At 38.5% G+C, this 25,572-nt stretch carries 22 protein-coding genes; 15 read left to right on the top strand and 7 right to left on the bottom strand.

Features of this window, described 5'->3' with window-relative positions; translation table 11 throughout:
• The first annotated feature begins 55 nt into the window (after positions 1–55).
• Genes IX38_RS07425 through IX38_RS07415 form a run of 3 tightly spaced genes read left to right on the top strand, consistent with a single transcriptional unit; the run spans position 56 to position 2,363 of the window.
• Entirely contained in the window at positions 56–466 is a 411-nt protein-coding gene (locus tag IX38_RS07425) for an Rrf2 family transcriptional regulator (RefSeq protein ID WP_034703437.1), read from the top strand.
• 58 nt (positions 467–524) lie between these two features.
• Positions 525–1,178, top strand: a complete 654-nt coding sequence (locus tag IX38_RS07420) for an NAD(P)-dependent oxidoreductase (protein ID WP_034703436.1) — start codon at positions 525–527, stop codon at positions 1,176–1,178.
• Between the two features lie 9 nt (positions 1,179–1,187).
• Positions 1,188–2,363, top strand: a complete 1,176-nt coding sequence (locus IX38_RS07415) for an MBL fold metallo-hydrolase (RefSeq protein WP_034703434.1) — start codon at positions 1,188–1,190, stop codon at positions 2,361–2,363.
• Positions 2,364–2,787: 424 nt separating this feature from the next.
• On the opposite strand, the gene IX38_RS07410 is transcribed toward IX38_RS07415, so the two are convergent.
• Positions 2,788–3,819: a M23 family metallopeptidase gene (locus tag IX38_RS07410; protein WP_034703432.1), complete on the bottom strand. Its 1,032-nt coding sequence runs from the start codon at positions 3,817–3,819 to the stop codon at positions 2,788–2,790.
• Positions 3,820–4,045: 226 nt separating this feature from the next.
• Here IX38_RS07410 and IX38_RS07405 point away from each other — a divergent pair, with 226 nt between their 5' ends.
• The 4 genes from IX38_RS07405 to IX38_RS07390 all read left to right on the top strand — a co-directional run bounded on the left by IX38_RS07405 (position 4,046) and on the right by IX38_RS07390 (position 8,257).
• The gene (locus IX38_RS07405) at positions 4,046–5,086 is read left to right on the top strand and encodes an NAD(P)H-dependent glycerol-3-phosphate dehydrogenase (protein ID WP_051884551.1); all 1,041 of its coding nucleotides are present in this window, start codon (positions 4,046–4,048) and stop codon (positions 5,084–5,086) included.
• Between the two features lie 270 nt (positions 5,087–5,356).
• The gene (gene mqo, locus IX38_RS07400) at positions 5,357–6,862 is read left to right on the top strand and encodes a malate dehydrogenase (quinone) (RefSeq protein ID WP_034703430.1); all 1,506 of its coding nucleotides are present in this window, start codon (positions 5,357–5,359) and stop codon (positions 6,860–6,862) included.
• A gap of 116 nt (positions 6,863–6,978) precedes the next feature.
• Complete coding sequence (locus tag IX38_RS07395; protein ID WP_034703429.1) at positions 6,979–7,380, top strand: hypothetical protein; 402 nt, start codon at positions 6,979–6,981, stop codon at positions 7,378–7,380.
• A gap of 10 nt (positions 7,381–7,390) precedes the next feature.
• The gene (locus IX38_RS07390) at positions 7,391–8,257 is read left to right on the top strand and encodes an AadS family aminoglycoside 6-adenylyltransferase (RefSeq protein WP_034703427.1); all 867 of its coding nucleotides are present in this window, start codon (positions 7,391–7,393) and stop codon (positions 8,255–8,257) included.
• Positions 8,258–8,266: 9 nt separating this feature from the next.
• Here the strand turns inward: IX38_RS07390 and IX38_RS07385 are convergent, their stop codons facing one another.
• On the bottom strand, positions 8,267–9,850 hold the full coding sequence (locus IX38_RS07385) for a GMC family oxidoreductase N-terminal domain-containing protein (RefSeq protein WP_034703424.1): 1,584 nt from the start codon (positions 9,848–9,850) through the stop codon (positions 8,267–8,269).
• Positions 9,851–10,042: 192 nt separating this feature from the next.
• Between IX38_RS07385 and IX38_RS07380 the strand changes: the two genes are divergently transcribed.
• From IX38_RS07380 to IX38_RS07365, 4 genes are all read left to right on the top strand, one after another.
• Positions 10,043–10,603 carry a DUF1684 domain-containing protein gene (locus IX38_RS07380; RefSeq protein WP_449384744.1) on the top strand — a complete coding sequence of 187 codons (561 nt, stop codon included), beginning with the start codon at positions 10,043–10,045 and terminating at the stop codon, positions 10,601–10,603.
• Positions 10,604–10,607: 4 nt separating this feature from the next.
• Positions 10,608–11,081 carry a GNAT family N-acetyltransferase gene (locus IX38_RS07375; protein WP_034703420.1) on the top strand — a complete coding sequence of 158 codons (474 nt, stop codon included), beginning with the start codon at positions 10,608–10,610 and terminating at the stop codon, positions 11,079–11,081.
• Positions 11,082–11,155: 74 nt separating this feature from the next.
• The gene (locus IX38_RS07370; RefSeq protein ID WP_034703417.1) at positions 11,156–11,965 is read left to right on the top strand and encodes a glucose 1-dehydrogenase; all 810 of its coding nucleotides are present in this window, start codon (positions 11,156–11,158) and stop codon (positions 11,963–11,965) included.
• 448 nt (positions 11,966–12,413) lie between these two features.
• Positions 12,414–15,071 (top strand): MGH1-like glycoside hydrolase domain-containing protein, encoded by a 2,658-nt coding sequence (locus IX38_RS07365; protein ID WP_034703416.1) that lies wholly within the window; start codon positions 12,414–12,416, stop codon positions 15,069–15,071.
• Positions 15,072–15,144: 73 nt separating this feature from the next.
• Here IX38_RS07365 and recO read toward each other — a convergent pair whose 3' ends face one another.
• From recO to IX38_RS07345, 4 genes are read right to left on the bottom strand one after another with little or no spacing between them, the layout of a single operon-like run.
• The gene (gene recO, locus IX38_RS07360) at positions 15,145–15,831 is read right to left on the bottom strand and encodes a DNA repair protein RecO (RefSeq protein WP_034703414.1); all 687 of its coding nucleotides are present in this window, start codon (positions 15,829–15,831) and stop codon (positions 15,145–15,147) included.
• A complete protein-coding gene (gene porZ / locus IX38_RS07355; RefSeq protein ID WP_034703412.1) occupies positions 15,831–18,089 on the bottom strand; it encodes a type IX secretion system anionic LPS delivery protein PorZ in 2,259 nt (752 codons plus the stop codon). Before porZ ends, recO begins: the two co-directional genes overlap by 1 nt.
• 1 nt (position 18,090) lies before the next feature.
• Complete coding sequence (locus tag IX38_RS07350; RefSeq protein ID WP_034703410.1) at positions 18,091–19,041, bottom strand: bifunctional metallophosphatase/5'-nucleotidase; 951 nt, start codon at positions 19,039–19,041, stop codon at positions 18,091–18,093.
• Positions 19,041–19,799 (bottom strand): 5'-nucleotidase C-terminal domain-containing protein, encoded by a 759-nt coding sequence (locus IX38_RS07345; protein ID WP_034703408.1) that lies wholly within the window; start codon positions 19,797–19,799, stop codon positions 19,041–19,043. The genes IX38_RS07350 and IX38_RS07345 overlap by 1 nt, the downstream gene beginning before the upstream one ends.
• Before the next feature lie 192 nt (positions 19,800–19,991).
• Here IX38_RS07345 and dapA point away from each other — a divergent pair, with 192 nt between their 5' ends.
• From dapA to IX38_RS07325, 4 genes are all read left to right on the top strand, one after another.
• Positions 19,992–20,864, top strand: a complete 873-nt coding sequence (gene dapA, locus IX38_RS07340) for a 4-hydroxy-tetrahydrodipicolinate synthase (protein ID WP_034703406.1) — start codon at positions 19,992–19,994, stop codon at positions 20,862–20,864.
• A 147-nt stretch (positions 20,865–21,011) separates the two neighbouring features.
• Positions 21,012–21,515 carry a GNAT family N-acetyltransferase gene (locus IX38_RS07335; protein WP_034703405.1) on the top strand — a complete coding sequence of 168 codons (504 nt, stop codon included), beginning with the start codon at positions 21,012–21,014 and terminating at the stop codon, positions 21,513–21,515.
• A 292-nt stretch (positions 21,516–21,807) separates the two neighbouring features.
• Positions 21,808–22,389 carry a helix-turn-helix domain-containing protein gene (locus IX38_RS07330; RefSeq protein ID WP_034703403.1) on the top strand — a complete coding sequence of 194 codons (582 nt, stop codon included), beginning with the start codon at positions 21,808–21,810 and terminating at the stop codon, positions 22,387–22,389.
• Positions 22,382–22,831 (top strand): response regulator, encoded by a 450-nt coding sequence (locus IX38_RS07325; protein ID WP_034703402.1) that lies wholly within the window; start codon positions 22,382–22,384, stop codon positions 22,829–22,831. Before IX38_RS07330 ends, IX38_RS07325 begins: the two co-directional genes overlap by 8 nt.
• A 588-nt stretch (positions 22,832–23,419) precedes the next feature.
• Here the strand turns inward: IX38_RS07325 and recG are convergent.
• Positions 23,420–25,504 (bottom strand): ATP-dependent DNA helicase RecG, encoded by a 2,085-nt coding sequence (recG, locus tag IX38_RS07320; protein WP_034703401.1) that lies wholly within the window; start codon positions 25,502–25,504, stop codon positions 23,420–23,422.
• Between the last annotated feature and the right edge of the window lie 68 nt (positions 25,505–25,572).

The raw sequence follows: 25,572 nt of genomic DNA, 5'->3' as shown, positions 1-25,572 counted from the left end.
CTGTAATAAAATTTGTTACAGTTAAATTTTTACCTATCTTTGCCCTGTAATTACAATGAATAATACAAGATTTGCTACGGCAATACATATCATGACCTTATTGGCGAAAAGTCCTCAGGAGTGGCTCACTTCTGAATGGGTTGCCGGCAGCATTAACGTTAATCCGGTGATTATCCGGAAGGAGCTCAGCGTATTGAGAGAAGCAGGCCTGATTGCCAGCAGACAGGGAAAAGACGGTGGGAGCCAACTAGCCAAAAATGCAGAACAGATCAGTATTTCGGAGATTTACAGAGCGGTGAAGAACTCTGAAGTTTTAGGAAAGAAAAATCAAAATCCCAATCCTGTATGCAGTGTAGGGAAAGAGATCAATACCCATCTAAACACATTATTTGAAGAAACAGATCATTTGGTTACTCAATTTTTAGGCAATAAATCTCTGAAAGAATTTTCGGAGCAGTTTGAGTAAAAATTTTTAACTATAAATGTAACAAATTTTATTACAATTTAATTTTAAAATAAATATTATGAAAAAAGTAGCAGTAATCGGTGCAACCGGTTTTGTAGGAAAAAAAGTAGTGGATGAATTGGCAGCAAGAGGATACGCAGTGGAAGCCTTAGTAAGAGATGCTTCCAAAGTAGAATCAAAAGAAAATGTAACAGCAAAAAGTGTTGACGTAAATAATACGGATGAACTGGCAGAAGCTCTGAAAGGAAGTGATGCTGTGATCAGCGCTTTCAATGCAGGGTGGACCAATCCAAATCTTTACAACGATTTTCTGAACGGTTCTGTCAATATTGAAAAAGCAGTAGAAAAATCAGGCGTAAAAAGGCTTATCGTAGTGGGTGGAGCAGGAAGTCTTTATACTCCGGACAATGTACAGATTGTAGATACTCCGGATTTTCCAGAAGCTTACAAACCGGGTGCAACAGCAGCAAGAGATTATTTGAACAAGATCAAAGAAAATAATACCCTGGACTGGACCTTCTTCAGCCCTGCTATTGAAATGAACCAGGCTAATGTAGGAGAGAGAACAGGACAATACAGAACCTCTTTGGAAACTCCTGTTTTTGACGAAAACGGAAGAAGCCGTCTTTCCGTGGAAGATGTAGCTGCCGTTTTGGTGGATGAACTGGAACAGAATAACCACATCCGTGAGCGTTTTACAGCAGCTTATTAAAAATATACAATGCTAAAAAAGAAATTATTATCGCTGGTAGCAGTGCTGGGTTTTGTAAGCATTCTGTTCGCAGGAAACCTGAAGATCAAAGTCTATAATCCCGGCTCCAAAGCCATATTTCCTATTACTTCCACTATTGTTTATGGAGATAAAGATGCTGTGCTTATCGATGCCCAGTTTCAGAAACAGTATGCGGAACAGCTGGTAAAAGAAATCAAGGCGATAGGAAAAAATCTGAAAACGGTTTTTATCTCCCACAGTGACCCGGATTTTTATTTTGGTCTGGATGTCATCAAAAAAGCATTTCCCAATGTAAAGATCATTTCAACAGCACAGACTGCCTATCTTATAGCCGCGTCTAAGGACGATAAAATGGCTGTATGGAAACCCCAGCTGAAAGAAGATGCTCCCTCAGAGATCATTATTCCGGAAGCGGTTAATGCTATTCCTGATCTGGAAGGAGAAAGGATCGAGATAAAACAGAATGCGCAAGATCCGGCTCACAGTTTTGTGTGGATCCCATCTTTAAAAACAGTGGCAGGCGGCATTTCTGTTTCCGTTGATTCCCATCTCTGGATGGCAGATACACAGAATCTAAAAGCGATTGATCAGTGGATCGCCCAGATTGATGCCATGAAAGCATTACAGCCTGAACAGGTTGTTCCTTCCCATTTTGCAAAGCTATCCATGTCTCCTCAGTCTCTTGATTTCGTTAAAAATTATCTGGAAAACTATAAAAAAGCAGTCACAGAAAACAAATCGTCTTCTGCTGTTGTAGACTTTATGGTTAAAAAATATCCCGATCTTCATGGAAAAGATGAACTGGAAATGGGAGCGAAAGTTTTCTTTGGAGAAATCAACTGGGACCTGAAATCACCTTATCCGGCAATTGGAAACAAAATAGAAGCTGATTTCGGAACATTTAAGTACGTTCTTGATTTCAAAAACAATAAAGAAATGTCCTTTACAGGCATTTCCGGAAACGTAAAAGGGAATACGGATACCATACAGTACACCGCTGTAGAAGTTGCAAAGAACGTATTTATGGTATATTGGCATGAACCAAAACTGGGTTCCAATATCACCCACATTCAGGATTATAATCAAAATATAATCTATACCAATATTGCAGAACCCAACGGATCATTCACTCACCTGAAAGGAACCCTGAAAATTCTGAAATAAAATAATACCTAATAAAGAAAACCTGCTGTCAAAAGACGGCAGGTTTTGTTATAAATTGTTCGCCAGGTATATATCAACAGAATAAAAACCATCCGCTTCATCGAATCAATGTATTGATTCAGCCTTTGCCTCCTAAAATCTACAGTTCATATGATAAAAACTTTGCGTAAAATAAAATGATCTCAAATTTTTTCTGAACCATTAAGATGATTGAAGAAGTTAAGTTGTTAAGAAAATCAAGGATTTTTAAGACGTTCTGCCTAAAGCGAAGCTCCCCTTAATATTCTTAAAAAATTAACAATACTTAATGGTTTAAAAACATCCGTTTTCTGTAAAAATCTCCCACAGATTCATCAGATTACACAGTTTTTTAGCTTTTGAAGGATATCAATAAAAAATGGCCGTCATACAGACAGCCATTTTTTTATAAATTCATAAACAATTTCGGATTAACCGGTGTGTTGTTCTTATGTACTTCGTAATGAAGGTGAGGTCCTGTAGAACGCCCTGAATTTCCGGATTTGGCAATAACCTGTCCCACCTTTACCTTATCATTTACTTTGGAAACCAGCTGTGATAAGTGGCCGTAAAGTGTAGCAAGCCCGTTTCCGTGAGAAACAATAACGCAGTTTCCATACCCGCCTTTCTGACCGGAAAAAATAACTGTTCCAGCAGCGGCGGCTCTTACATCTGAACCAAATGCGACCGCAATGTCCAGTCCTTTGTGAAACTGCATCTGATCCGCTTCAGCAGGAGGATTGTTCCTTTCCATAGGAGCTTTCGATGAGGTATTGCCGGCAACAGCTTTTGTTGATGGAGCAGCAGGAGATGGTGCCGGAGCAGAAGGAGCAGCTTTTGGAGTCACCATAACTTTTACTTCCCTTTTATTGCCATAGCTATCTGTTAATTCAATGATTCTCTCAACAGGCTCAGCTTTTACTTCCGGTTTTGGAGCGGCAGCGGCTACTGGTTTAGATTCAGCAGAAGCACTTGATTTTACAGAAGCAAATACGGTTTTAAACGGAATTGGATTCTTTCTGATGCCGAAATTAGAGGAAATATATCCGTCGGTAGGCATTCCAAGCGGAACTTCCATCAGCTTTTTTTGAAGATTCATCAGATACTGGCTGTAGCGGTTGGACTGTTTTGCCAGGTATACAGAATTCGAAATGCTGTCTTTATTCAGGATCATCACTTTTTCGTTGGCGATGTCTTTGGACCTCAGGAATGAATTAAGTTCGGCTACGGTCTGATCCACCAAAGTAAGGTCTGTTTTCATTTTTAAATAATCTACACTGTCTTTTTCAGTGTTTATTTTAACAAGGTTCACTTCATACATCCTGTCATCCTTTTCAGAAAATAACCTGGCGATAAAGACAGCCTGTGCAAAAACTACCAGCAAAAGCCCTCCCAGGAGAATGTTCACGTTTTTTTTGCTGTTTAGAAATTTCTTCATTTTTCTTCTCTTAGTATATTACAAAACGGTTTTAAGCGTGCAAATTTAATTAAAAATACTCTTTCAGGGATATTTTTAAAGAAAACTTAGTTTTTTCTGTATTTAACGCCAGATTAGATATTTAATTGTATTCAAGTGTTAATTTTTTCAGAAAGTGGCTTTTATCATAGCCCCAAAGTCTGCGTTCCGTCTTTGTTTTAATATATTTGCAGTTCACATTCCAATTATGGTTAAAAAGAAAATAATTTCAGAATCTTCCAATCCAAAAAAGAATAAGAAAGACATTTCTGTAGGAGTAGTAGGAAGCGGAAGTTTTGCAACCGCTATCGTAAAAATGCTTGTTGAAAACTGTAAAACAGTACACTGGTGTGTAAGAAGTGAATTTGTAAAGGGGGCTATTGAACTCCGCGGACACAATCCTTCTTATCTTACGGCCGTTAATTTTAATCTTAAAAGTCTGAAACTTACAACAGATATTAACGAGCTGGTGACTGCCTGTGATGTCGTCGTATTGGCGACACCTTCCATTTACCTTTCGGATACCATGGATAAAATGACCTGTGAGTATGGTGACAAGATCTTTGTTTCCGCCATTAAAGGAATCATTCCTAAAGTAAACGATGTGGTGGCCCATTATCTGAGAGATGAATTTAAGATCGGTTTCAGAAATCAGGCCGTTATTGCGGGACCTTGTCATGCTGAAGAAGTTGCTATGGAAAGACTTTCCTACCTTACGCTTGCTGCAGTAGAAGATGAAACGGCTGAAAAACTGGAAAAGCTTTTCAGTTCAGATTTTATCAAAGTACATTCCAGCAAAGACATCTTAGGAAATGAATACAGTGCGATCCTTAAAAATATTTTTGCGATCGGAGCAGGAATCGCAAGCGGGCTGGGATATGGAGATAACTTCACTGCTGTTTTTGTTTCCAATGCAATCCGCGAAATGGAAATCTTCCTGGATGCCATCTATGAAGTTCCAAGAGATGTGAATGAAAGTGCTTATCTGGGAGACCTTCTGGTAACAGCATATTCTCTTTTCTCAAGAAACCGAAGCTTAGGGAATCTTATCGGAAAAGGATATACCGTAAAATCTGCAATCCAGTCCATGAATATGGTGGCAGAAGGATATTATGCCGCAGATTCAATCTATAAAACAGCAAAGCAGAAAAATCTTAAGCTGCCGATCATAGATACAATCTATGCCATTCTTTACGAAGGAAAAAATGCAGAAAAACAGTTCAAAAAGTTAACAGCAAAATTAAATTAAGAACATAAGGTTTTAAATGAATAGACCTTGTTGAATGTTCACAAATATAAGCTTAAGTCCTTTGGGGCTTAAGTTTTTTTATTGATACCTCTTTGACGGCAGTAAATCACTGATTTCGGTCACTTCTTTCAATAGGAAAGTTCGGTGGTATCAATCAATTTTTTTGCCGGTTCCGAAACTGTTTTTACCATAAAAATTAACGTGTTAAAATCTTTAAACGCGTCCTTACTTATAAAACTTTTACCGAAATTTGAAGTAAAATTTAGAATTATGCCACAATCACTTACAAGCAGAACACCAAAACCGAAATATGACGTTGTACTGGTAGGCGGCGGAATCATGAGTGCCACTCTAGCAACGCTGCTTCACGAATTTAATCCAGATCTTGAGATCGCTATATTTGAAAGGCTCGGAAGATTTGCAAAGGAAAGTACGGCAGCATGGAACAACGCAGGAACTGGACATTCCGCTTTTTGTGAACTGAATTATACTCCCGAAAAGCCGGATGGAAGTATTGATATCTCCAAAGCAGAAAGTATTGCAGAACAGTTTGAAATGTCAAAGCAGTTCTGGTCTTATCTCGTTACCCGTGGATACGTTAAAAATCCTAAAGAATTTATCAACTCCTGTCCGCACATGAGCCTGGTATTTGGTGAAAAAGATGCTGAATATCTTAGAAAACGCCATGAAAAAATGGAAGGATCTGTATTGTTTTCCGGTATGGAATATTCTACAGACCATGAACAGCTCAGAGAATGGATTCCTTTGGTGATGAGTAAAAGAAATCAGTCCGAAGTAATGGCAGCTACCAAAATGGATCTGGGAACAGACGTTAACTTTGGGACTTTAACCCGGAAAATGGGAAGACACCTGCTGGAAGATTCTAATGTAGAAGTATTCCTATACCATGAAGTAAAAGATATTGATCCGAGAGAAGACGGGAAATGGGAAATGAAAATAAAAGACAGAATCCACAGTCACAAGCAGGAAATAGTCGCCGATTTCGTATTTATCGGGGCCGGAGGTTATGCATTGCCGTTGCTGGAGAGTTCAGATATTAAAGAAAGTGAAGGATATGGAGGTTTCCCCGTTTCCGGAGAATGGTTAGTGAGCCATAACCAGGAGCTGGTAGAAAAGCATCATGCAAAAGTATACACCCAGGCGACAGTAGATGCCCCGCCAATGTCTGTTCCTCACCTGGACCTTAGAATTATTGACGGTAAAAAAGCCCTTCTTTTCGGGCCTTTCGCAGGATTTTCCACAAAATTTCTGAAAGAGGGAAGCTATTTGGATCTGCCTGAAAGCGTTAATACTAAAAATATAAAATCATTGTTTGGAGCATGGTGGCATAACCTTCCCCTTACCAAATACCTTATTCAGCAGGTGGCTATGACGAAGTCCCAAAGAATGCAGCACCTGAGAGAATTTATTAAAGATGCCAATGAAGAGGACTGGGAACTGAAGATCGCCGGACAGCGGGTACAGATCATCAAAAAAGATGAAAAAGATGGTGGAAAATTAGAGTTCGGAACCGAAGTGGTTGTGAATAAGAGCGGAACCATTGCTTCATTGCTCGGAGCTTCTCCGGGAGCTTCCACAGCAGTCTATGCAATGCTGAACGTTCTCGAAAAATGCTTTCCTGAAAAGATGCAGGGAGAATGGAAAGAAAAGCTTTTGGAAATGGTTCCTTCATACGGCCAGAAATTAGCCCAGAATCCTGAGCTTACAGAGAAAGTAAGAAACTATACTAAAGAAAAATTAGAATTAGAATATTAAAAAAAGTGAAAAGTGAATGGTCAATAGTGAATCTTTTAGACAGAATTAAAAAATTCACTATTCACTTGCGAAGCAAAATTCACCATTCACTTTTCACATTACTCATTATTTAAAAGGTGGAAGAAATAATCATCAAGCCCGTTATTGCCAAAGAACTCCTGGAATCTCTTCAGACCAAAATAGAAGAGGAGAAGCAGGTCATTGTACACTGCTGTTTTCCGGCATCACCGTTTTTAGGCAACCTGATCAGAATCTGGAATTCCACTTACCTTCTTGACAATCAGTCCGAGCATAAAAGCAAACTGATCCACGCAGAGAATATTAGCATATATCCCAACTGGACACCGGTACCGTTTATGCGGGATTTCTGGTTTACCTTAGTGTTTTCCGGTTTACCGAGAGACTGTAAAAGTTTTGATCTGAAAGAAGTTATTCCGGAAGAAGGAGGTTTTTTTGTGGGATCTATCAAAAGAAATTCCCTGGATGTCTACCGGGTGAAAATTTCAGAATCCTATTAAAATTAACAAGATGAAAGCACGGGAGGAAAAACTGAAACAGATCATCAGTTGGGCAGAAGGCAATCCTGACCTCCGCGCTGTACTGCTTACCAGTTCACTGGTGAATCCTTATGCGCCCGTTGATGATTTCAGCGACCTTGATATAGAGCTTGTCTTTGAAAACATGAATGAATATGAGAATGATAAAAAATGGATTGATCTTTTTGGTAAGCCTATTTCCATGATAGAAGAAAATGAAACTTATTTTGATGGAAAACACGCCATGAAAATGGTTTTATATACCGATCATGTGAAAGTTGATTTTAAGCTTTATCATAAATTAGAGTTTTTAAAAGAAATCGCGGAAGAAACTCTTCCTGAAGATTGGGACGTAGGTTATAAAGTTTTAGTTGATAAAGATGATCTGACTAAAAACATGAAACCGCCGACCTATCAGTCTATCATGATCCGGAAACCGACAGAACAGGGATTCCAACAATTAATGAATGATTTCTGGTGGGATACCACCTATGTGGCGAAATGTCTAAAACGCGGTGACCTGTTTTATGCTAAATTCATGTCCGAAAACGTGATTAGAACCGATTATCTCGTTCCTCTCATCGAATGGTATATTGCCGCCAATTCCGATTGGAAAGACATCACAGCCAATAAGCATGGCCGCCTTTTCAAAAAATACCTGTCTGCCGAACTTTGGATAAAAGCAGAAGCCACCTTCGCAGGAAGCAGTATCGAAGATAACTGGAATGCTTTATACGCAGCAGCAGATTTGGTGCATGAACTTGGAACAGCTCTGGCAAAGAAGCTTAATTTCAGGTATCCCCAGAAGCTGGAGGACGATATAAGAAATTATCTGGATGAGGTAAAGTCTATGCCGTAGTTTCAAATCCTAGGAAAATTCATTCTGTCGGATCAGATTTTCAATACAGTATTCTGCAATGGCCGTGATGGTGACAAACGGATTGACACCAATTGTTCCCGGAATCAGAGACCCATCCAAAACATAAAGATTCTCATGATCCTTCAATTTTCCGTATTCATCAGTCACTTTGCCCAATACACAGCCGCCCAGCGGATGGTAACACACATTGGCCCCGAAACCGTTGTTAAATAAGAAATGGCTTCTCGTTCCGCCATTGGCCCTGTTCATTTTTTTTATAAAATAACCGGCATTTTCCCTCATTTTGAAGGTATTGCTTTGGTCCCAGTTCAGGATGATTTTTTTGGCGTTACGATCATAAGAAACCTCACCTTTTTTATCAACCCTGTTAATAAGCAGGTACAGGGCTGTTGCCACATCCATGCCCATCGGAAGCGGAGCGATTTCTGTGAAAAAAGGATGTTCCTTATCATCCCAGTTGTCTATACCGCCTACCGGAATCGTAGACTGTTTCGCCCCGGTTCCGCCTGAAAGAGGTTTTACCCAGTTTCTACCGGTCATGAAATTACCATTATTTCCCCAGTTCTTCCCGATCTGTTTATGAATTGGGAAATTATTGACCACATTGGAATGTAACAGCAGTTTTAAAGTTCCCATTGTTCCTGCAGCGAGGATCAGTTTTTTACAGTTAAAGACTTTATCAGTAACTACACCTCCTGATATATCGGTTTGCTGAACCTGTAAAGTATAGGTCTTATCATCATTAAGCTTAATATGTTCAACACAGTGGAGATCCAGGATCTCAAGATTCCCGGTTTCCAGGGCTTTTTTCAGATACGTTTTATCCAGGCTGTTCTTACCGTGATTATTTCCGTAGATCACTTCCGTGTTAAAAGCAGAGCGGGGAACTTCATTTCTGTATTCCTTTTCCATGTACTGAAAGTCATAAACATTAGGAACCCGTATGGTTTTAAAGCCTGCTTTATGGGCTTCTGCTTCACCTACTCTTGTAAATTTATAATAAGGACAGTCCTTTAAAAACTGTTCCCCGATAACATTCACTTTCAATTCTTTGTGTACTAACGGAAAATAGATGTTGTAAAATTTTTCGGTATCCAGATCAGGGAAAATTTCTTTAAAGTAACTTTTCTTAGGAGTAACAGCCATTCCGCCATTCACAAGAGAGCCTCCGCCAACACCTCGGCCTACCCAGATATTGATGTGCTCAAAATCCATTCTGTCCAGTGTTCCTGTAAAAGGAGTTAAAGAAAAAATATTCATAAAAGGCGCAATCGTCTTCTTTTTCAGCCATGCGGCACTTTTCCCCGGTTTCAGCATATTTGAAAAGGGAATCCCCGATTTCTGCCAGTTAAGGCCCATTTCCAGCATAACGACCTTTTTTCCGGATTCACAGAGACGCAGGGCAGAAACAGCACCTCCATACCCGCTGCCAACAATAAGTATGGGGGCATCTATGATCTCTTTTTCTCCTTTATCAACTCCGGACTGCATGGCCGGGAACAGATTGGAATTAAGGAAATAAAAACCTGATACTGCAAGAATGCCTGTTTTAATAAATTTCTTTCTGTCCATGTGCTCTGTATGGTCAAAAAATATGCTAAAGAAAATGGGCCACGGATTATTTAAAACAGATTGTGCTTTTTTATCACTATTTTAACTTTTCAAGCCATGAAAAATTCATAGTTTTACTTATAATTTGAATCATTCATGAAAAAATATTTGATCATACTTCTGTTTTTTCCACTTTTTATCTTTTCTCAGAAAATGATTTCAAAGGAAATCATGGAGATCAGAAAATTTCAGGAAGAGCTCAATGCAGAATACCTCAACCCAAAGGAAACACCTTTACGCGGGGACAATTTAGCCCACTTTAAAGTGCATCCATTCTTTCCGGTAGAGCTCAAATATAGAGTCACTGCTCAATTCAGCAAAACAAAAAATGCCCAACCTTTTGATCTTCCTACCTCTTCCGGCAAAACCAAGTCTTATAAGGAATATGGCAAAGCAACATTTCAGCTGGATGGAAAATCCTATACGCTAACCTTATATCAAAGTCTTGACCTGATCAAGCAGAAAAAATACAAAGATTATTTATTTCTTCCCTTCCGTGATGCGACTAACGAAAAAGAAACCTACGGTGGCGGAAAATACATGGATCTGAAAATTCCGAAAGGAAATACCATTGTTCTGGATTTCAACCAATCCTATCAGCCTTACTGTGCATATAACGCTTACGATTACAACTGTCCCATCGTTCCTGAAGAAAATAAGCTTCCGGTAGAGATCAGGGCAGGTGTGATGTATCAGGATATTTATCACCATTAAGAATATGACAAGTTTAGAGTTTTTTAAAGAACAAGATTTTGCGGAGCTTAATTACGCTTTGGATGAAAGTCAGCAGCAATTTACTTCGACGGTAGAAAAAGCTTTGGATAGAATCCAGGAGAGAAATGATGGTAAAGCATTTGCTGTTACCATTTTTGAAGATAAAAAGCCCGCAGGATTTTTTGTGCTGGATTTTGGAGAAGATAAACGGGACCTTACGGACAATGAAAAATCAGTTTTGCTGAGATCTTTATCCATAAATCCAGGCTTGCAGGGAAAAGGAATCGGAAAATCTGCCATGCATAAAGTGGATGGCTTTGTCAGGAAACATTTTCCGGATTGCGATGAAATTGTTCTTGTTGTGAACCAGAAAAATATTTCAGCGTATCATATCTATCTGAAAGCAGGTTATCTGTATGATGGTAAAACCAGAATAGGAAGAAGCGGTCCCCAATATCTGATGCATAAGAAATTTTAAGAAAATTTTAAATTTAAAAATTCCATCCTGCTGAATTCTTTCCATAACTTTGAGTAACATCAAATAATAAAAATATGGAAATTTCACTTAAAAATCAGGTGGCTGTCGTTACGGGAGCCTCCAGCGGAATAGGTTCCGGAATCGCAAAATCTCTGGCTTCCGCAGGTGCTACCGTTATCGTAAATCATTCCTCAGAAAGATCAACAGATGAAGCGCAGGCTGTTTTGAAGGAAATTACAGATGCTGGCGGAAATGGGATCACCTACGCATGTGATGTTTCAAAAGAAGACCAGGTTGTGAAAATGTTTCAGGATACCGTTTCACAATTCGGGACTGTAGATATCCTGATCAATAATGCGGGGATTCAGAAAGATGCCAAATTTACGGAAATGACCCTCGATCAATGGAATGCAGTAATCGGGGTGAATCTTACCGGGCAGTTTCTCTGTGCTAGAGAAGCTATAAAAGAATTTCTGCGCAGAGGTATAGACCCTTCCCGCTCCATTGCCTGTGGAAAAATTATCCACATCAGCTCCGTTCACGAAATAATCCCCTGGGCAGGCCATGCTAACTATGCATCCAGCAAAGGTGCCATCAAAATGCTGATGCAGACCCTTGCACAGGAATATGGAGCTGATAAGATCCGTGTTAATTCTATCTGCCCGGGTGCCATCCAAACACCGATCAATAAAGATGCATGGAGTACACCCGAAGCTTTGAGCTCATTACTGGATCTTATTCCGTACAACAGAATAGGGCAGCCGCAGGATATCGGAAATTTGGCGGCTTTCTTAGCAAGTGATCTGGCTGATTATATCACAGGAACCAGCATTTTTGTAGACGGAGGAATGACAACTTTTGAGAGCTTTTCAACGGGAGGGTAGATATGGGTTTGAGGGTTTGAGAGTAATAGTGTCTTAGAGTGGATAGATTTAGCTGAAAATTATTTTATCTGCGATAAAATTTCTAAGAGGCTGTTTAAATTTTTAAAATCTCGCGGATACCAGATTTATTTCAACTATAAAAATCTGTGTAATCTGCCAAATCAGCGAGAGGAATATTTTTCTTTAGTAATTATTTTTATACAATAATTTTATTGAATACAATTTAAACAGACTCTAACCTTTTTACTATAGAATTTTTTGCTGAGAATCTTTGATTTTCCTGCACCTTAAAACATCCATACAGTTAAAAAAGCTTTGCGCCTTCGATTTTCCAATAAAAAGTTTAAAAAAATTCATTGTAAGAATCTGAAATCTAATATGTAAAATCTTGATTCCCGGCTCTGAGCTCTTATTTCATAAAACATTACACAGTACAAAAAATCAATATATGTCCGAAAAACAACGTCTTTCAGAAATCTCATGGAAAAAATGGGGACCTTACGTCAGCAACCGCGAATGGGGGCTTGTCCGTGAAGATTACAGCGAAAATGGAGATGCCTGGAAATATACCACTCACGACACTGCAGAATCCAAAGCTTACCGCTGGGGTGAAGAAGGTATTTGCGGGATCTGTGATGATCTTCAGCAGCTGGTTTTTTCTATAGGATTCTGGAATAAAAAAGACAAAATGGTGAAAGAGCGCTTCTTTGGCCTTACCAACGGACAGGGAAACCATGGGGAAGATGTCAAGGAATATTTTTACTACCTGGATTCTACACCTACTCATTCCTATATGAAGATGTTGTACAAATATCCGCAGAATGCCTTTCCTTATGAAGATCTTTTAAAAACCAATGCAGAAAGAAGTAAAGAAGAGCCCGAATATGAGCTGATTGATACAGGAATTTTTGATCAGAATGAATATTTTGATCTCTTTATTGAATATGCCAAAGAAAGTGAGTCTGATATTCTGGTTAAACTTACAATTGTCAATAAATCCCAAAATGAAGCCCCTATCGTCATACTGCCGGCACTATGGTTCAGGAATACCTGGAAATGGGGCTATGATAATTATAAACCGGAACTGAACAGTGAAGATGCACAGCATATCGTTATTAACCACAAAAGTATTGAAATCAAACATCTGTATGCAAAGCAGTCTTTGAAGACACTGTTTTGTGATAATGAGACTAATTGCGAAAAACTTTATCATTCACCTAACGAATCAAGATATTGTAAAGACGGAATCAATGATTTTGTTATTAACGGAAATTCCCAGGCCGTAAATCCACAAGGTAACGGAACTAAAGCTTCATTTTTTATTGATGAGATGCTGAAAGCCGGGGAATCCAGGGTTTTTGAATTCAGAATGACGGATAAGGAATCAGAAGAGCCATTTGCTGATTTTGAAACTGTTTTTGAACTGAGGAAAAAAGAAGCAGATGAGTTTTATGCCGAAATTCAGAAAGGAATAGAATCGGAAGATGAGAAGCTGGTACAAAGGCAGGCTTTTGCAGGAATGCTCTGGAACAAAATGTTTTACCATTATAATGTCGAAAAATGGCTGAAAGGAGACCCTGCAGAAGTTCCCCCTCCAAAATCCCGTGAAAAAATCAGAAATTTTGAATGGAAGCATCTCAACAATGAACATATTATTTCTATGCCCGATAAATGGGAGTATCCGTGGTATGCGACCTGGGATCTTGCGTTTCATACGATCAGTTTTTCATTAATTGATCCGGATTTTGCCAAATATCAACTGAAGCTTTTTCTCTTCGAATGGTATATGCATCCCAACGGCCAGCTTCCCGCTTATGAGTGGAATTTCAGTGATGTGAATCCGCCGGTTCATGCGTGGGCTGTTTTCAGGGTTTTTAAAATTGATGAATATATCAAAGGAAAACCTGACCTGGAATTTCTGGAAAGTGCGTTCCAAAAGCTGCTCATGAATTTCACATGGTGGGTGAATAAAAAAGACAGCAATGGTAATAATATTTTTGAAGGAGGTTTTTTAGGACTTGATAATATTGGGGTTTTTGACCGGAACATAAGGCTGCCGAATGGCGAGCAGCTGGAACAGTCGGATGGAACAAGCTGGATGGCCATGTTTGCCCTCAATATGATGAGAATTGCCCTTGAGCTGGCCCTTTACAACAAGGTGTACGAGGAAATGGCGATGAAGTTTTTTGAACATTTCCTTTCTATTGCCAATTCACTCGATAATATGGGGGATGAGAATTTCAGCCTTTGGGACCAGGAAGATGAATTTTTCTATGATGCTATTTCTTCCAGTGACGGGAATCATATGTATTTAAGATTAAGGACTATCGTAGGCCTGATCCCTATGTTTGCTGTTGAGGTCATTGATGATGAGATGATCGAAAAACTCCCCAATTTTAAAAAAAGAATGAAATGGGTTCTTGAAAATAAGCCGGAGCTGGCTTCCCTCGTATCAAGATGGGAAGTGAAAGGGCAGGATTCCAAGCACCTTCTGTCTTTGCTTCGCGGGCACCGTCTAAAGAGGTTGTTGAAGAGAATGCTGAATCCTGAGGAATTTTTAAGCGAATATGGAATACGGGCTTTATCTAAAGAATACGAGAAGAATCCATATACATTAAATTTGAACGGAGCAGATTATAGTGTAAAATATACTCCGGCAGAAAGTGACAGTGGCCTTTTCGGCGGTAACAGCAATTGGCGCGGACCGATCTGGTTTCCGATCAATTTTCTGATTATTGAGAGCCTCCAGAGGTTTTTCTTCTATTACAGCCCTGATTTTTTGGTGGAATATCCTTCAGGCAGCGGAAATTACTCCAACCTGGATCAGATTGCGGATTCTTTAAGTAAAAGACTGTCTAAAATCTTCTTAAAGGACGAAAACGAAAAACGTCCTGTGAATGGCCAGTATGAAAGATTTCAGACTGATCCGGATTTTAAAGACTATATTTTATTCTACGAATATTTTCACGGTGATAATGGAAGAGGGGTAGGAGCTTCCCATCAAACCGGGTGGACAGGCCTGATTGCAAAAATTCTGCAGCCAAGATTCTCAAAAAAAGAAATGGCAGAATCTGAAACGGAAATGCCCGGAGAGGTGAAGGGCTAATGTTTGGGAGCTGTGCTTTAATTCTGTTTCGTACCTCAATAACTTCCAGCTTCAAAACTTCCTTACCTTCAGATTATTCAAAGATCTGCTGAATAACCTCCAGTGATGCAGGGATTTTAAAATCTGTAATATGATAATGGTAATAGACTAAAATACTGTCCAGAAAATCCTTCCGTTGTGAAGAATGAATTCTGGTTGTGTAGAGGTTTTCTGAGCTGAGGGCTGTTTTCCAGATATGTGAGATTTCATCACTGAACAGCTGGTGAGCAGGAACTTCGGAGAATGTTCCTGTCTCGGGATCTAAATATTTCCCGGTATGGATCAATGGTGCAACTCCCTGAATTTTCAATACAGTAATTAAGAAAAGCAGGTGACACTGGTAGTTCTTGTTTGCCAGTTCATTAACGAACTCATCGATACTGAAGAAAAGACCTGAATTTTTATTTTCGTGTCTTAAAACCTGGTTAAGGAAATCTGAAATGAAGAATATAACGGTATTGGCTTTGATATCCATATACATATCATGGTCCTTCACCAGCTCAAATCCCGAAACTAATGGTATTCCATTTCCTTTAGCAGGGTTAACAGTAAAGTTAAGCAGGTTCAATGGCTGAAGCAGGGCTTTCTTTTTATTTCTTTTGGAATAGATCCCTTTTAAGAAATAGGTCTGAAAGCCGTCCTCTTCTGTAAAACAATGCAGAACTGCATCATTTTCGCCGTATTTTATGAATGATAATAAAAATCCGTTTTGTGAATTCATTAATTAACCACGGCTATTTTTGCAGTAGCTTTATCTGATGCGTCCTCGTTGGTCATCAATACAAAATAAATACCTGAAGCTACCCTGTTTCCTTTCATATTGTTAAGGTCCCATTCATAATAGCCACCTCTGGCCACTGCAGAGTGTATTACATTTCCTGCTGCATCTGTGATTCTGATATTGGTTTTTTCTGCAAGCCCTTTAATGGTCACTTTTCCTTTAAAATTGGAATAGACTACCGGATTAGGGTAAACCACCACATTTCCGAAATTGGCAGTTACATCTGCCACATCTCCCTGATAAGCTACAATCCCATTGAACGTTACAAAATATACCTTGCCGGTTTTTCTGTCTACCTTTATATCGGTAACGGAATTGGTAGGAAGAGGAGAATTTTCTTTTGTGAAATGCTTTATAGTCTGCTGCCCATCAGAAGAAAGGTAGTATACACCTCCGCCGTCTACAGAAATCCATTTATAATCTCCTGCATCTGCTTCTATCTGGAGTATCTGTCCGTCTCTGAAAAGTTCTTCCCCAAGTCCTCCCTGTTCTATAATAATGGGTTCTACTTCAGGATCAGGGTTTTTTATTTCTGCAGCAGCATTAGGTAATATTCTTAAGCCGCTGTCGGTACCGATCCAGGCGTCTCCCGATTTACTAAAAGCTACAGATAAGGTTCCTTTTGAGTTTCCTGCGAACCCATTGGAATCTTTTAATATATAGTCTGTATCATCAGAAAGATTGGTCGGGTTTTTATAGTCGTATACAATGAAATTGTTGGATCTTGGAAGTGGGATCCAAAGCATATTCTCATAATATACAGGCTTTTGAGTACCATCACTTGTTATTCCGAACTTTTTTATAACAAAATCATCAGCACTTCTATCGTAAATTCCTATAGAAGGACTGCCAAAATTGAAACCGAAAGAAACAAAAAGATTGTTTTGGGGATCATTGGCAAAACCTACAGGACGGTGTGAATAATCGCCTGGAGATCCCAGGTCATAGCGCTTTACGAAATCAAAATCTTTACTGCTGGCATTATATTTCATTTTATAGACCCCTTGCGCAGTGGTTGTATAGTTTGTGAAAAATACCTCACTGTTATCTGCCGGATTGAATACGGCATCCAATACATTGATGGGTGCAGGAGTTGTTGAAAAAAAAGAAGATCGCAGCCATTCTGTTCCGTTAAAATAATAGAATCCGGGCTTTTTAGAATTCTCCACAGGCTGATTAAACCTGTTCAGTCTGCCACCTGATGATACCAGCATCTGGTTGTTATCATACAGATTGATCTTATATGAAGAGTTTGAATATGGGCCTGATGGCTTATAGGCAGTACCACTTTCTTCCTTGATTCCGGACAGTATGGTTCCAGCGTATACTTTTCCGTTGGCTGTTATGGCTGTATTACAGTCTTCTCCTATACTTACAGCGCTTAAAGAAACTCCGTTTAGTCCGAAAGTGTATATTCTGCTGTCCGTTACTATAATATTGGTTGAATTGATAACAATATCCTGGATATTTCCAAAACTTGCCGGAAGCGGAGTACCCGTACCGTTATTGTAGATAAATGCAGATGTGGCAGACGAAAATATAAGTGACGATTCCGCGTCAATATGTTTATATGATCCGGGGATTTCTGTCGACCAGGTAGAAAATACAGGAAATGTAGTATTCATTTCATGGCTTTTAAGTCCGGTATTTGTTACAGAATATACCTTGTTTCCAAATAGGGTTGCTTCGTTGCTGGCTTCATATACACCACCGCTTACAAAGAATGCCGAATCTCCGAATTCTTTTTTGTTGATGTTAAATATAGAAACTCCATAACCTACAGACACTACAGCCTGATCCCCTGTAATCGAAATATGATTGATCTTTTTGCTTCCGTTATATCCTGTTGCGATAGGAATATCCACAATATATTTAATCTCCTGTGGAGTAATAACGTCCATGGAACCGTTTGCATACCCTATTACGCCTATTTTGGTCTGTGGGTTATAGTCGAAGGCCGATATATTAACATCATGGAGACCGTTGGCTTTTGACAGCTTTGTAATCTCTCCGGTTGAAATGGTATAGTAGAATATCCCGTTTTCAGTAGCGGCAATTATCTTTCCGTTGTCCTCCTTCATGGCTAAGACATTATTGTAGGAAAAAAGATCAGTCCATTTTTTTGATGAAATTACCTGCGCATTCATACATTGCAGGGAGGTTAAAATACCAAGAGAGATTAAAGAGAGTTTTTTCATATTATACGGTTATGCTGCTGTCTATTGCCTGGTTGTTCCAGGAAATATGCTTTACGTTTTTATTTGCGTCAAAGTAAAAATCTATTCTGCCGAGAAGAAGACCGGCCCATCCTACCTGATTCACCAGAACGTTTTTACCCTGTCTGTTGGTAAAATTCTGCGGTTCGGGTAAAAAAGTATGGGTATGTCCGCCTAAGATGATATCAATATTTTCTGTTTGGGCAGCCAGAATTTTGTCGCTTATTTTATTGGGTTCATCTTTGTAATCATAGCCGACATGGGAAAGGCAGATTACAAGATCACATTTTTGTTCGTTTTTCAGGAAGTTGGAATAATGCTGGGCTACCTCTACAGGATCTGAGTATACGGTTTCACCATACTGCTTTTTGCCCACAAGGCCATCCAGCTGGATACCTACTCCGAAAATCCCGACTTTTATCCCGTTTTTATCAAAGATCTTATATTGTGAAGTCTTTCCATCCAGAACAGTATTTTTAAAATCATAGTTTGAACAGATGAATGGAAATTTCGCATTGGGAAGAACCTTCAGAAAACCGGCCAGGCTGTTGTCAAAATCATGGTTTCCCATGGTAGAGGCATCATACTTCATCATAGACATCAGCTTAAATTCCAGTTCACCTCCGAAGAAATTAAAATACGGAGTTCCCTGAAAAATATCACCGGAATCCAGAAGAAGAACATTGCTTTCCTGGCTTCTGATCTCCTGTATCAGGCTTGCCCTTCTTGCAAATCCTCCCTGATTGGGATTCTTGGTATAGCTTGCATCAAAAGGCTCTATTCTGCTGTGCTGGTCATTGGTATGAAGAATGGTCAGTTTGTTTGCGGATTTAAAAGGATTGAATTTCAATTCTTCCGCCATCATCATATTGGGAGCTAAAGCTGCTGCTAAAGATCCGCTACCTATTACTTTTAAAAAACTTTTTCTATCCATTATTTCTTACCGGTAAAATTTAAACGAATATCTGTATTGGGGACCACGTTGGAAGTTTTCCTGAAATATTCAATGAAAAGATCTCTCAATTTGATACCTGTAGAAATTGATTCCCCTTTGGAAAAGAATTTCATATTGTCTCCGCCCAGGGCCAGATAATCTGAAGTAGCGATATAATAATCCTGAGCAGGATTTACAGGCTTGCCATTGATCAGTGACTTGACAAGCTGTCCTTTATTGGTTTCAATATATAAATGAGAAACAGGATTGTTGACCTGAGTTTTTGCATAATAATCAAAAAGTCCCTGAAGATCAGATCCTTTCATTTTTACAATAATCACTTCGTTTTCGAAAGGCATTACTTCAAAAACACTTTTCAGGAGAATATCCCCTTTTCCAATGGTAGTGCGTATTCCTCCGATATTGATCAGAGCAGCATCTACGTTTTTGTTAAGATTCTTTTTCGTCCATGCATCAGCGCCTTCTAAGGTATAATCGGCCAAAAGATTGCCCAGATTGCTGTTATCACCCTCCTTAGTAAGATCTACACTGGTGTGGGAAATCTTTTGGCTCATTTCCTTGTCCAGTTTCTGCTTATAAGGTTCAATAACTTTTACAAACTCCTCCTCATTCTTCAGCTCATTATTAATAGAAATGTTTTTCTGAGGCTGAACTTCCGCCAACTGCAGTGTAGAAGCAGTTTTACAGGCAGTAAGTGTAGCCAGAGCAATTCCTAGTAACAAGAATTTATTTTTCATAGGTTGCAAATTATTTTTTAAGGTCATATGTAATCGCCGGTACTTATAGTGTTTTTGTAAATAACTTCGGTCATAGCGATGCCATAATATCTTTTAGTATATGCAAATATAATTATATGTATAATAAAACATTATTATTTATTACAAATTCTTATGGTAAATTATTAAATTTGAAAAAAATAATTCTAACAGATGAGCATTTTAAAAGGAGTAGGTGTTGCGTTGGTGACACCCTTTAATGAAGATTTATCCGTTGACTTCGACAGCTTAACAAAACTTGTTGACTATAATATCGAAAACGGAACCAATTATTTAGTTGTTTTGGGAACTACAGCAGAAGCGGCAACGCTTTCTGGTGAGGAGAAGAAACAGGTGATTGAACACATCATTAAGGTTAATAATAAACGTCTTCCATTGGTGTTAGGAATCGGCGGTAATAATACTCTTGAAGTAAAGAAACAGATAGAAGAAGCGGATCTTTCTGCCTTTGATGCAGTACTTTCCGTGTCTCCATATTACAATAAACCTAATCAGGAAGGGCTTTATCAGCATTATAAAATGTTGGCTGCTACCGGTAAAAATATCATTATTTACAACGTTCCTTCCAGAACAGGCCAGAATGTTGAAGCTGATACTACGATCCGTCTTGCAAAAGAATTCCCGAATTTATTCATGATCAAAGAAGCGGCACCGAATATTCTTCAGTATTTTGATATTTTGAGAAAGAAGCCTGAAGGATTTTCATTGGTTTCAGGAGATGATGAATATACACTTCCTGTAACTTTAGCCGGTGGAAACGGGGTGATCTCTGTAATAGGGCAGGGGTATCCTAAAGAATTTTCCACGATGGTTCAGCTGGCTTTTGAAGGAAAGGTGAAAGAAGCTTATGAAATACACAATAAACTGGTGGAGATCACAAGACTTATTTTTGCAGAAGGAAATCCTTGCGGAATTAAGGTGATTCTGGCAGAAAAAGGGATCATTAAAAACCATTTAAGACTTCCTTTAGTTCCTGCTTCAGAAGGACTTTACGCGAAAATTAAAGCTGAAATGGCGAAAATTTAATAAGTGAATTGTGAATTGTGATTTGTGATTTTTTTTAAATACACACCCGGACATTAACCATTCACTTGTGAAGCAAAACTGATCATTCACAGTACAATACCAAAGGTGAAAAGTTCCGGCTTTTCACTTTTTTTAATCAGAAAAACTATGAAATTAACAGAAGCAACAGAAAAAAATATTCCCCTGATCCGGGACCTGGCGAGAAGATCCTGGGAAAACGCTTATTCAGACATACTTTCTGGTGAGCAGATGGAGTATATGCTTTCGGAGATGTATTCCGAAGCTGAAATCAGCAGTCATTTGCAGAATCCGGATTATCATTATTATATGATTCAGGATGAAAGTAGTGGCTCTTACGAAGGTTTTATCGGATACCAGCATCATTATGAAGAAGGGACAACAAAGCTGCACCGCATTTATCTTGTTCCTGAAAGCAAGGGGAAAGGTTTTGGGAAAGAAGCGCTTCAATTTCTGAATGGGAAAGTATATGAAAGCGGAGACCAGAGAATTATCCTGAATGTCAATAAACATAACGATGCCCGAAAATTCTATGAATCCCAGGGATACAGGGTTTATGATGAAGGTGTGTTTGATATTGGGCAAGGCTATGTAATGGACGATTATCTCATGGAATTTTTAATTCACAAATAATTGACTTAAAATTTTGTAACATTTGATTTTAATTCTATAACAAGTGATGTTTCTTTTTACCTCATCTTTGTATCAGAACCAAATCACTTTCAATAATACATTTCATATGCTTGGTTTTGAGCTTTGCAGCTTTTTATCAGTATATTTTTTTCATCCTTAGTGTTTAAATTCCTGTATTCAATAATGCAGGAATTTTTCCTTTCATGTATAAAGTTAAAAAATTCATGCCTATTTCACTTTTTAATGAAATAATTATTATATTTACTTCGAAATCTGATACACTTATACCAGGATGAAAATGTATGTAAAATTTGATTTCAATACTCTCTGTAAGAAAGTTTTGGATGAAAAGCTAAAGGAGCACGGGCTGAAATACCGCCTGCTGAATCTCGGTGAAGTGGAATTCTATGAACCCATTAACCAGGAGCAGCACAATCTTTTTAAGAAAAATCTTAAAGATTACGGCATAGAGATTATTGAAAGCCAGAAGACGGCTTTGGTACAGAAAATAAAGGATACCATTGTAGAGCTTGTTTTCTCTGAAAATGCAGTTCCGGTAAAAGCCTCTATTTACATTGCTGAAAAACTGAACCACAGTTATGGATATCTTTCCAATCTTTTTTCGGAGGTGGCACTTACGTCCATAGAAAATTTCATTATCCTTCAGAAAATTGAGTATGCCAAAGAACTGATTCTGAATAATAAACAGAGTCTTACAGAGATTGCCCATAAGCTGAATTATTCCAGTGTAGCCCATTTGAGTACTCAGTTCAAAAATACAACCGGCATTACGCCTTCCCAGTTTTATAAGATCATTACAAAAAGAAGAAAACACCAAAACATTATCATAAATTCAAAAGTGTTGTATGAATAGAGAATACCTTAATGTAATAGCAGCAGATGATGACGAGGGTAACATTATATTCTTTAAAAATATTTTCAGAGATTTAAAGGTAGGGGTAAAGTCCCAGTGTTTCTCCAACGGAGATGATCTTATGAAATATTTGAGCAGCAGTGACGTAATTATTCCGGAAGTAATCTTCATTAAATATGATATTCCAGGTAAAAGCTGCATGAAATGCCTGAGAGAAATTAAAATAAATCCCAGATTCAGCAACATTGTACTTGCGGTTTACGCCCAGCAGATTTCCGAAAACGAAATAGAAGAAATCTTCGTTAACGGAGCCAATATTTTTATGAGAAAGCCGGAGACTTATGACGGCCTGAAAAAGTCGCTTACAGAAATTATTACCATAAACTGGCAGTATCATTCCTCCGGATTGAACAAAGATAATTTTATTATGAAAATAGGATGAATAAAGATTTTTTATGTTCAGATTTTTAATCAAAAATTAATATTTAATACATACTATTCACATAAAAGTGAAAATTGTATAATTAATAATTAAAATAATATAAGAAGGAATCCGTGTAATATCATCAATTTTGTAAATGCAAACATTGCAACACAAATTAGCTATATATAAAAGCAATGGATGATAGAGAACAGATTATTTTAGAATCAAGATATAAGTCACAATGTTAGTTTTTAACAAAATGAATTATGTTTATTTCCGGCTATAAAGCATAGAAGTTCTTTAAACAAAACGGTACAATCATGAAAACTTGAGAGAGTTGGGGGTAATTATTCGTTTCATTTACCATCCCTTTAACTTGAACAGTTAGTTTTTATAATAAACAAGCTGGAAAAAATAATTCATTTTGTTTTTTTTATTTTAATAGCCAGGGCTGATGATTCAAATAATATATAAATATTTTCAAACCAAATCACAGGATATTAGTTCTTGCTATTAAAATAAATTTTTTAAACAGACCAAAAGTAATTTCTTCTAAATAACAGTTTTATAAGGGGGCCGCGGAAAGATTTTCTTTTCGCGGTTTTTTTATGAAATCTTACTCCATTTATTCTTACCCTTGTAGTATTTCAAATAATAGTTTTTGATGATCAGGTTGTCCGGTCTTGCCAGATGTGGGTCTGCTTCCAGAATTTTATCAACCGTATTTTTTGTCGTTTTAATGATTGCAGAATCATTCACAAGATCAAGCCTTTTAAAATCAACAACACCGCTCTGCTGCGTTCCTAAAATATCTCCGGGACCTCTGAGCTGCATATCCACCTCAGAAATCTTGAATCCGTCATTCGTTTCCGTCATAGTTTTGATACGGGTTCTGCTTTCCTTTGATAATTTATCAGAAGTCATCAGAATACAGTAGCTCTGTTCCGCTCCCCTTCCTACACGCCCACGCAGCTGGTGAAGCTGGGAAAGTCCGAACCTTTCTGAACTTTCAATTACCATTACGGAAGCATTCGGAACATTCACGCCTACTTCTATCACAGTGGTAGCTACCATGATCTCTGCTTTTCCCGAGGCGAAATAATTCATCGCAGCATCTTTTTCAGCAGGTTTCATTTTCCCGTGAAGCATCGTGACATTGTAATCCTGGAATGCATCCATCACATGATCAAGCCCTTCCATTAAATTTTTATAATCCAAAGTTTCCGATTCCTCGATCAAAGGATACACAAAATAGACCTGTCTTCCTTTTCTGATCTCGTCCCTGCAGAAATTATACACATACGTTCTGTCCTTCTCACGCCTGTGGGCAGTAATGATAGGTTTTCTTCCCACCGGCATTTCGTCAATCACGGAAACATCCAGATCAGAGTAAAAACTCATAGCAAGCGTTCTCGGAATGGGAGTTGCGGTCATCACCAAAATATGTGGCGGAATTTTATTTTTAGCCCATAGTTTTGCCCGCTGTGCTACCCCGAATCTATGCTGCTCATCAATGATAGCAAGTCCAAGATTTTTAAATTTCACCTTATCTTCCAGAACTGCGTGTGTCCCCACCAATATAGAAAGCGTTCCGTTTTCCAGCTCTTCATGGATGATCTTTCTTTCCGAAGTCTTGGTAGAACCCGTCAGGAGACGCACATTGATATCAGTAGCCTCTAAAAGTTCCTTAATACCATTGAAATGCTGTTGTGCCAGAATTTCTGTAGGAGCCATCATGCAGCTCTGAAACCCATTATCCATAGCAATCAGCATGGTAAGCAATGCGACCATAGTTTTCCCCGATCCTACATCTCCCTGAAGAAGCCTGTTCATCTGAACGGGTCTCTTCATATCCAGGCGGATCTCTTTTAAAACCCTCTTCTGTGCATTGGTAAGATCAAACGGAATATGATGATTGTAAAAGCCGTTAAAATGATCTCCCACAACAGGAAAAGGATTTCCCGGAGAATGGGTTTTATGGTGAATCTTTTTCAGGGCGTATCCCAGCTGGAAAAAGAAAGATTCTTCAAACTTCAGCCTGTTATCAGCCTTTTCAAAATGCTTCATGTCCTTTGGAAAATGAATGTTCAAAAAAGTATGCTGTCTTGATAAAAACTTAAATGCTTTCATCATATAATCAGGAAAGTTTTCTTCAATAAGGTTGGGAATCTCTCTGCATATATTTCTTAAAACAACCTGGAAAAACCGTTGATTGAGGCCTCTTTTGGTCAGCTTTTCAGAACTGGGATAAATAGGCTTCAGGCGGGTGTCGCTTTCCTTATTTTCCTCCGCTTCAATTTCCGGATGCGGCATGGAGAACTGACGGTTGAAAACATTGATCTTTCCGAAAATATAAACTTCACGGTTGACCGGAATCTGTTCTTTCAGCCACTTTGAATACTGGAACCAAACCAGATCCATCGTCCCGGTATCATCATTGAATTTTGCAGAAAGCCTTTTTATTTTTCCGTTCTGGATCTCCTGTACCTGTGTGATTCTCCCTTTGAGCTGGACCTCAATGCTGCTTTCCTCAAGCTGGGAAATTTTAAACACTTTACTTTTATCCAGATAACGGATAGGGTAGAAGTTCAGAAGATCATCCACGGTAGAAATGCCCAACACACTCTTGATGAGCTTGGCTCTTTCAGGACCAATTCCTTTCACGTATTCTATGGATGTGCTAAGTTCCAGATGATCATTTTACAAATGCGAATATCGTTAAAACTTAGTATAAATAAAAACCTCCTAAATTTTTTTTA

Source organism: Chryseobacterium luteum (assembly GCF_000737785.1).
GTDB lineage: Bacteria > Bacteroidota > Bacteroidia > Flavobacteriales > Weeksellaceae > Chryseobacterium > Chryseobacterium luteum.
The sequence above is the reverse complement of the archived record's forward strand: the minus strand, read 5'-3'. Positions and strand labels throughout refer to the sequence as shown.

Excerpts from the sequence above, each read along its gene's own strand:
- IX38_RS07425 (WP_034703437.1), top strand. The coding sequence starts at position 56 with ATGAATAATACAAGATTTGCTACGGCAATACATATCATGACCTTATTG.
- IX38_RS07420 (WP_034703436.1), top strand. The coding sequence starts at position 525 with ATGAAAAAAGTAGCAGTAATCGGTGCAACCGGTTTTGTAGGAAAAAAA.
- IX38_RS07415 (WP_034703434.1), top strand. The coding sequence starts at position 1,188 with ATGCTAAAAAAGAAATTATTATCGCTGGTAGCAGTGCTGGGTTTTGTA.
- IX38_RS07410 (WP_034703432.1), bottom strand. The coding sequence starts at position 3,819 with ATGAAGAAATTTCTAAACAGCAAAAAAAACGTGAACATTCTCCTGGGA.
- IX38_RS07405 (WP_051884551.1), top strand. The coding sequence starts at position 4,046 with ATGGTTAAAAAGAAAATAATTTCAGAATCTTCCAATCCAAAAAAGAAT.
- mqo (WP_034703430.1), top strand. The coding sequence starts at position 5,357 with ATGCCACAATCACTTACAAGCAGAACACCAAAACCGAAATATGACGTT.
- IX38_RS07390 (WP_034703427.1), top strand. The coding sequence starts at position 7,391 with ATGAAAGCACGGGAGGAAAAACTGAAACAGATCATCAGTTGGGCAGAA.
- IX38_RS07385 (WP_034703424.1), bottom strand. The coding sequence starts at position 9,850 with ATGGACAGAAAGAAATTTATTAAAACAGGCATTCTTGCAGTATCAGGT.
- IX38_RS07380 (WP_449384744.1), top strand. The coding sequence starts at position 10,043 with ATGATTTCAAAGGAAATCATGGAGATCAGAAAATTTCAGGAAGAGCTC.
- IX38_RS07375 (WP_034703420.1), top strand. The coding sequence starts at position 10,608 with ATGACAAGTTTAGAGTTTTTTAAAGAACAAGATTTTGCGGAGCTTAAT.
- IX38_RS07370 (WP_034703417.1), top strand. The coding sequence starts at position 11,156 with ATGGAAATTTCACTTAAAAATCAGGTGGCTGTCGTTACGGGAGCCTCC.
- IX38_RS07365 (WP_034703416.1), top strand. The coding sequence starts at position 12,414 with ATGTCCGAAAAACAACGTCTTTCAGAAATCTCATGGAAAAAATGGGGA.
- recO (WP_034703414.1), bottom strand. The coding sequence starts at position 15,831 with ATGAATTCACAAAACGGATTTTTATTATCATTCATAAAATACGGCGAA.
- porZ (WP_034703412.1), bottom strand. The coding sequence starts at position 18,089 with ATGAAAAAACTCTCTTTAATCTCTCTTGGTATTTTAACCTCCCTGCAA.
- IX38_RS07350 (WP_034703410.1), bottom strand. The coding sequence starts at position 19,041 with ATGGATAGAAAAAGTTTTTTAAAAGTAATAGGTAGCGGATCTTTAGCA.
- IX38_RS07345 (WP_034703408.1), bottom strand. The coding sequence starts at position 19,799 with ATGAAAAATAAATTCTTGTTACTAGGAATTGCTCTGGCTACACTTACT.
- dapA (WP_034703406.1), top strand. The coding sequence starts at position 19,992 with ATGAGCATTTTAAAAGGAGTAGGTGTTGCGTTGGTGACACCCTTTAAT.
- IX38_RS07335 (WP_034703405.1), top strand. The coding sequence starts at position 21,012 with ATGAAATTAACAGAAGCAACAGAAAAAAATATTCCCCTGATCCGGGAC.
- IX38_RS07330 (WP_034703403.1), top strand. The coding sequence starts at position 21,808 with ATGAAAATGTATGTAAAATTTGATTTCAATACTCTCTGTAAGAAAGTT.
- IX38_RS07325 (WP_034703402.1), top strand. The coding sequence starts at position 22,382 with ATGAATAGAGAATACCTTAATGTAATAGCAGCAGATGATGACGAGGGT.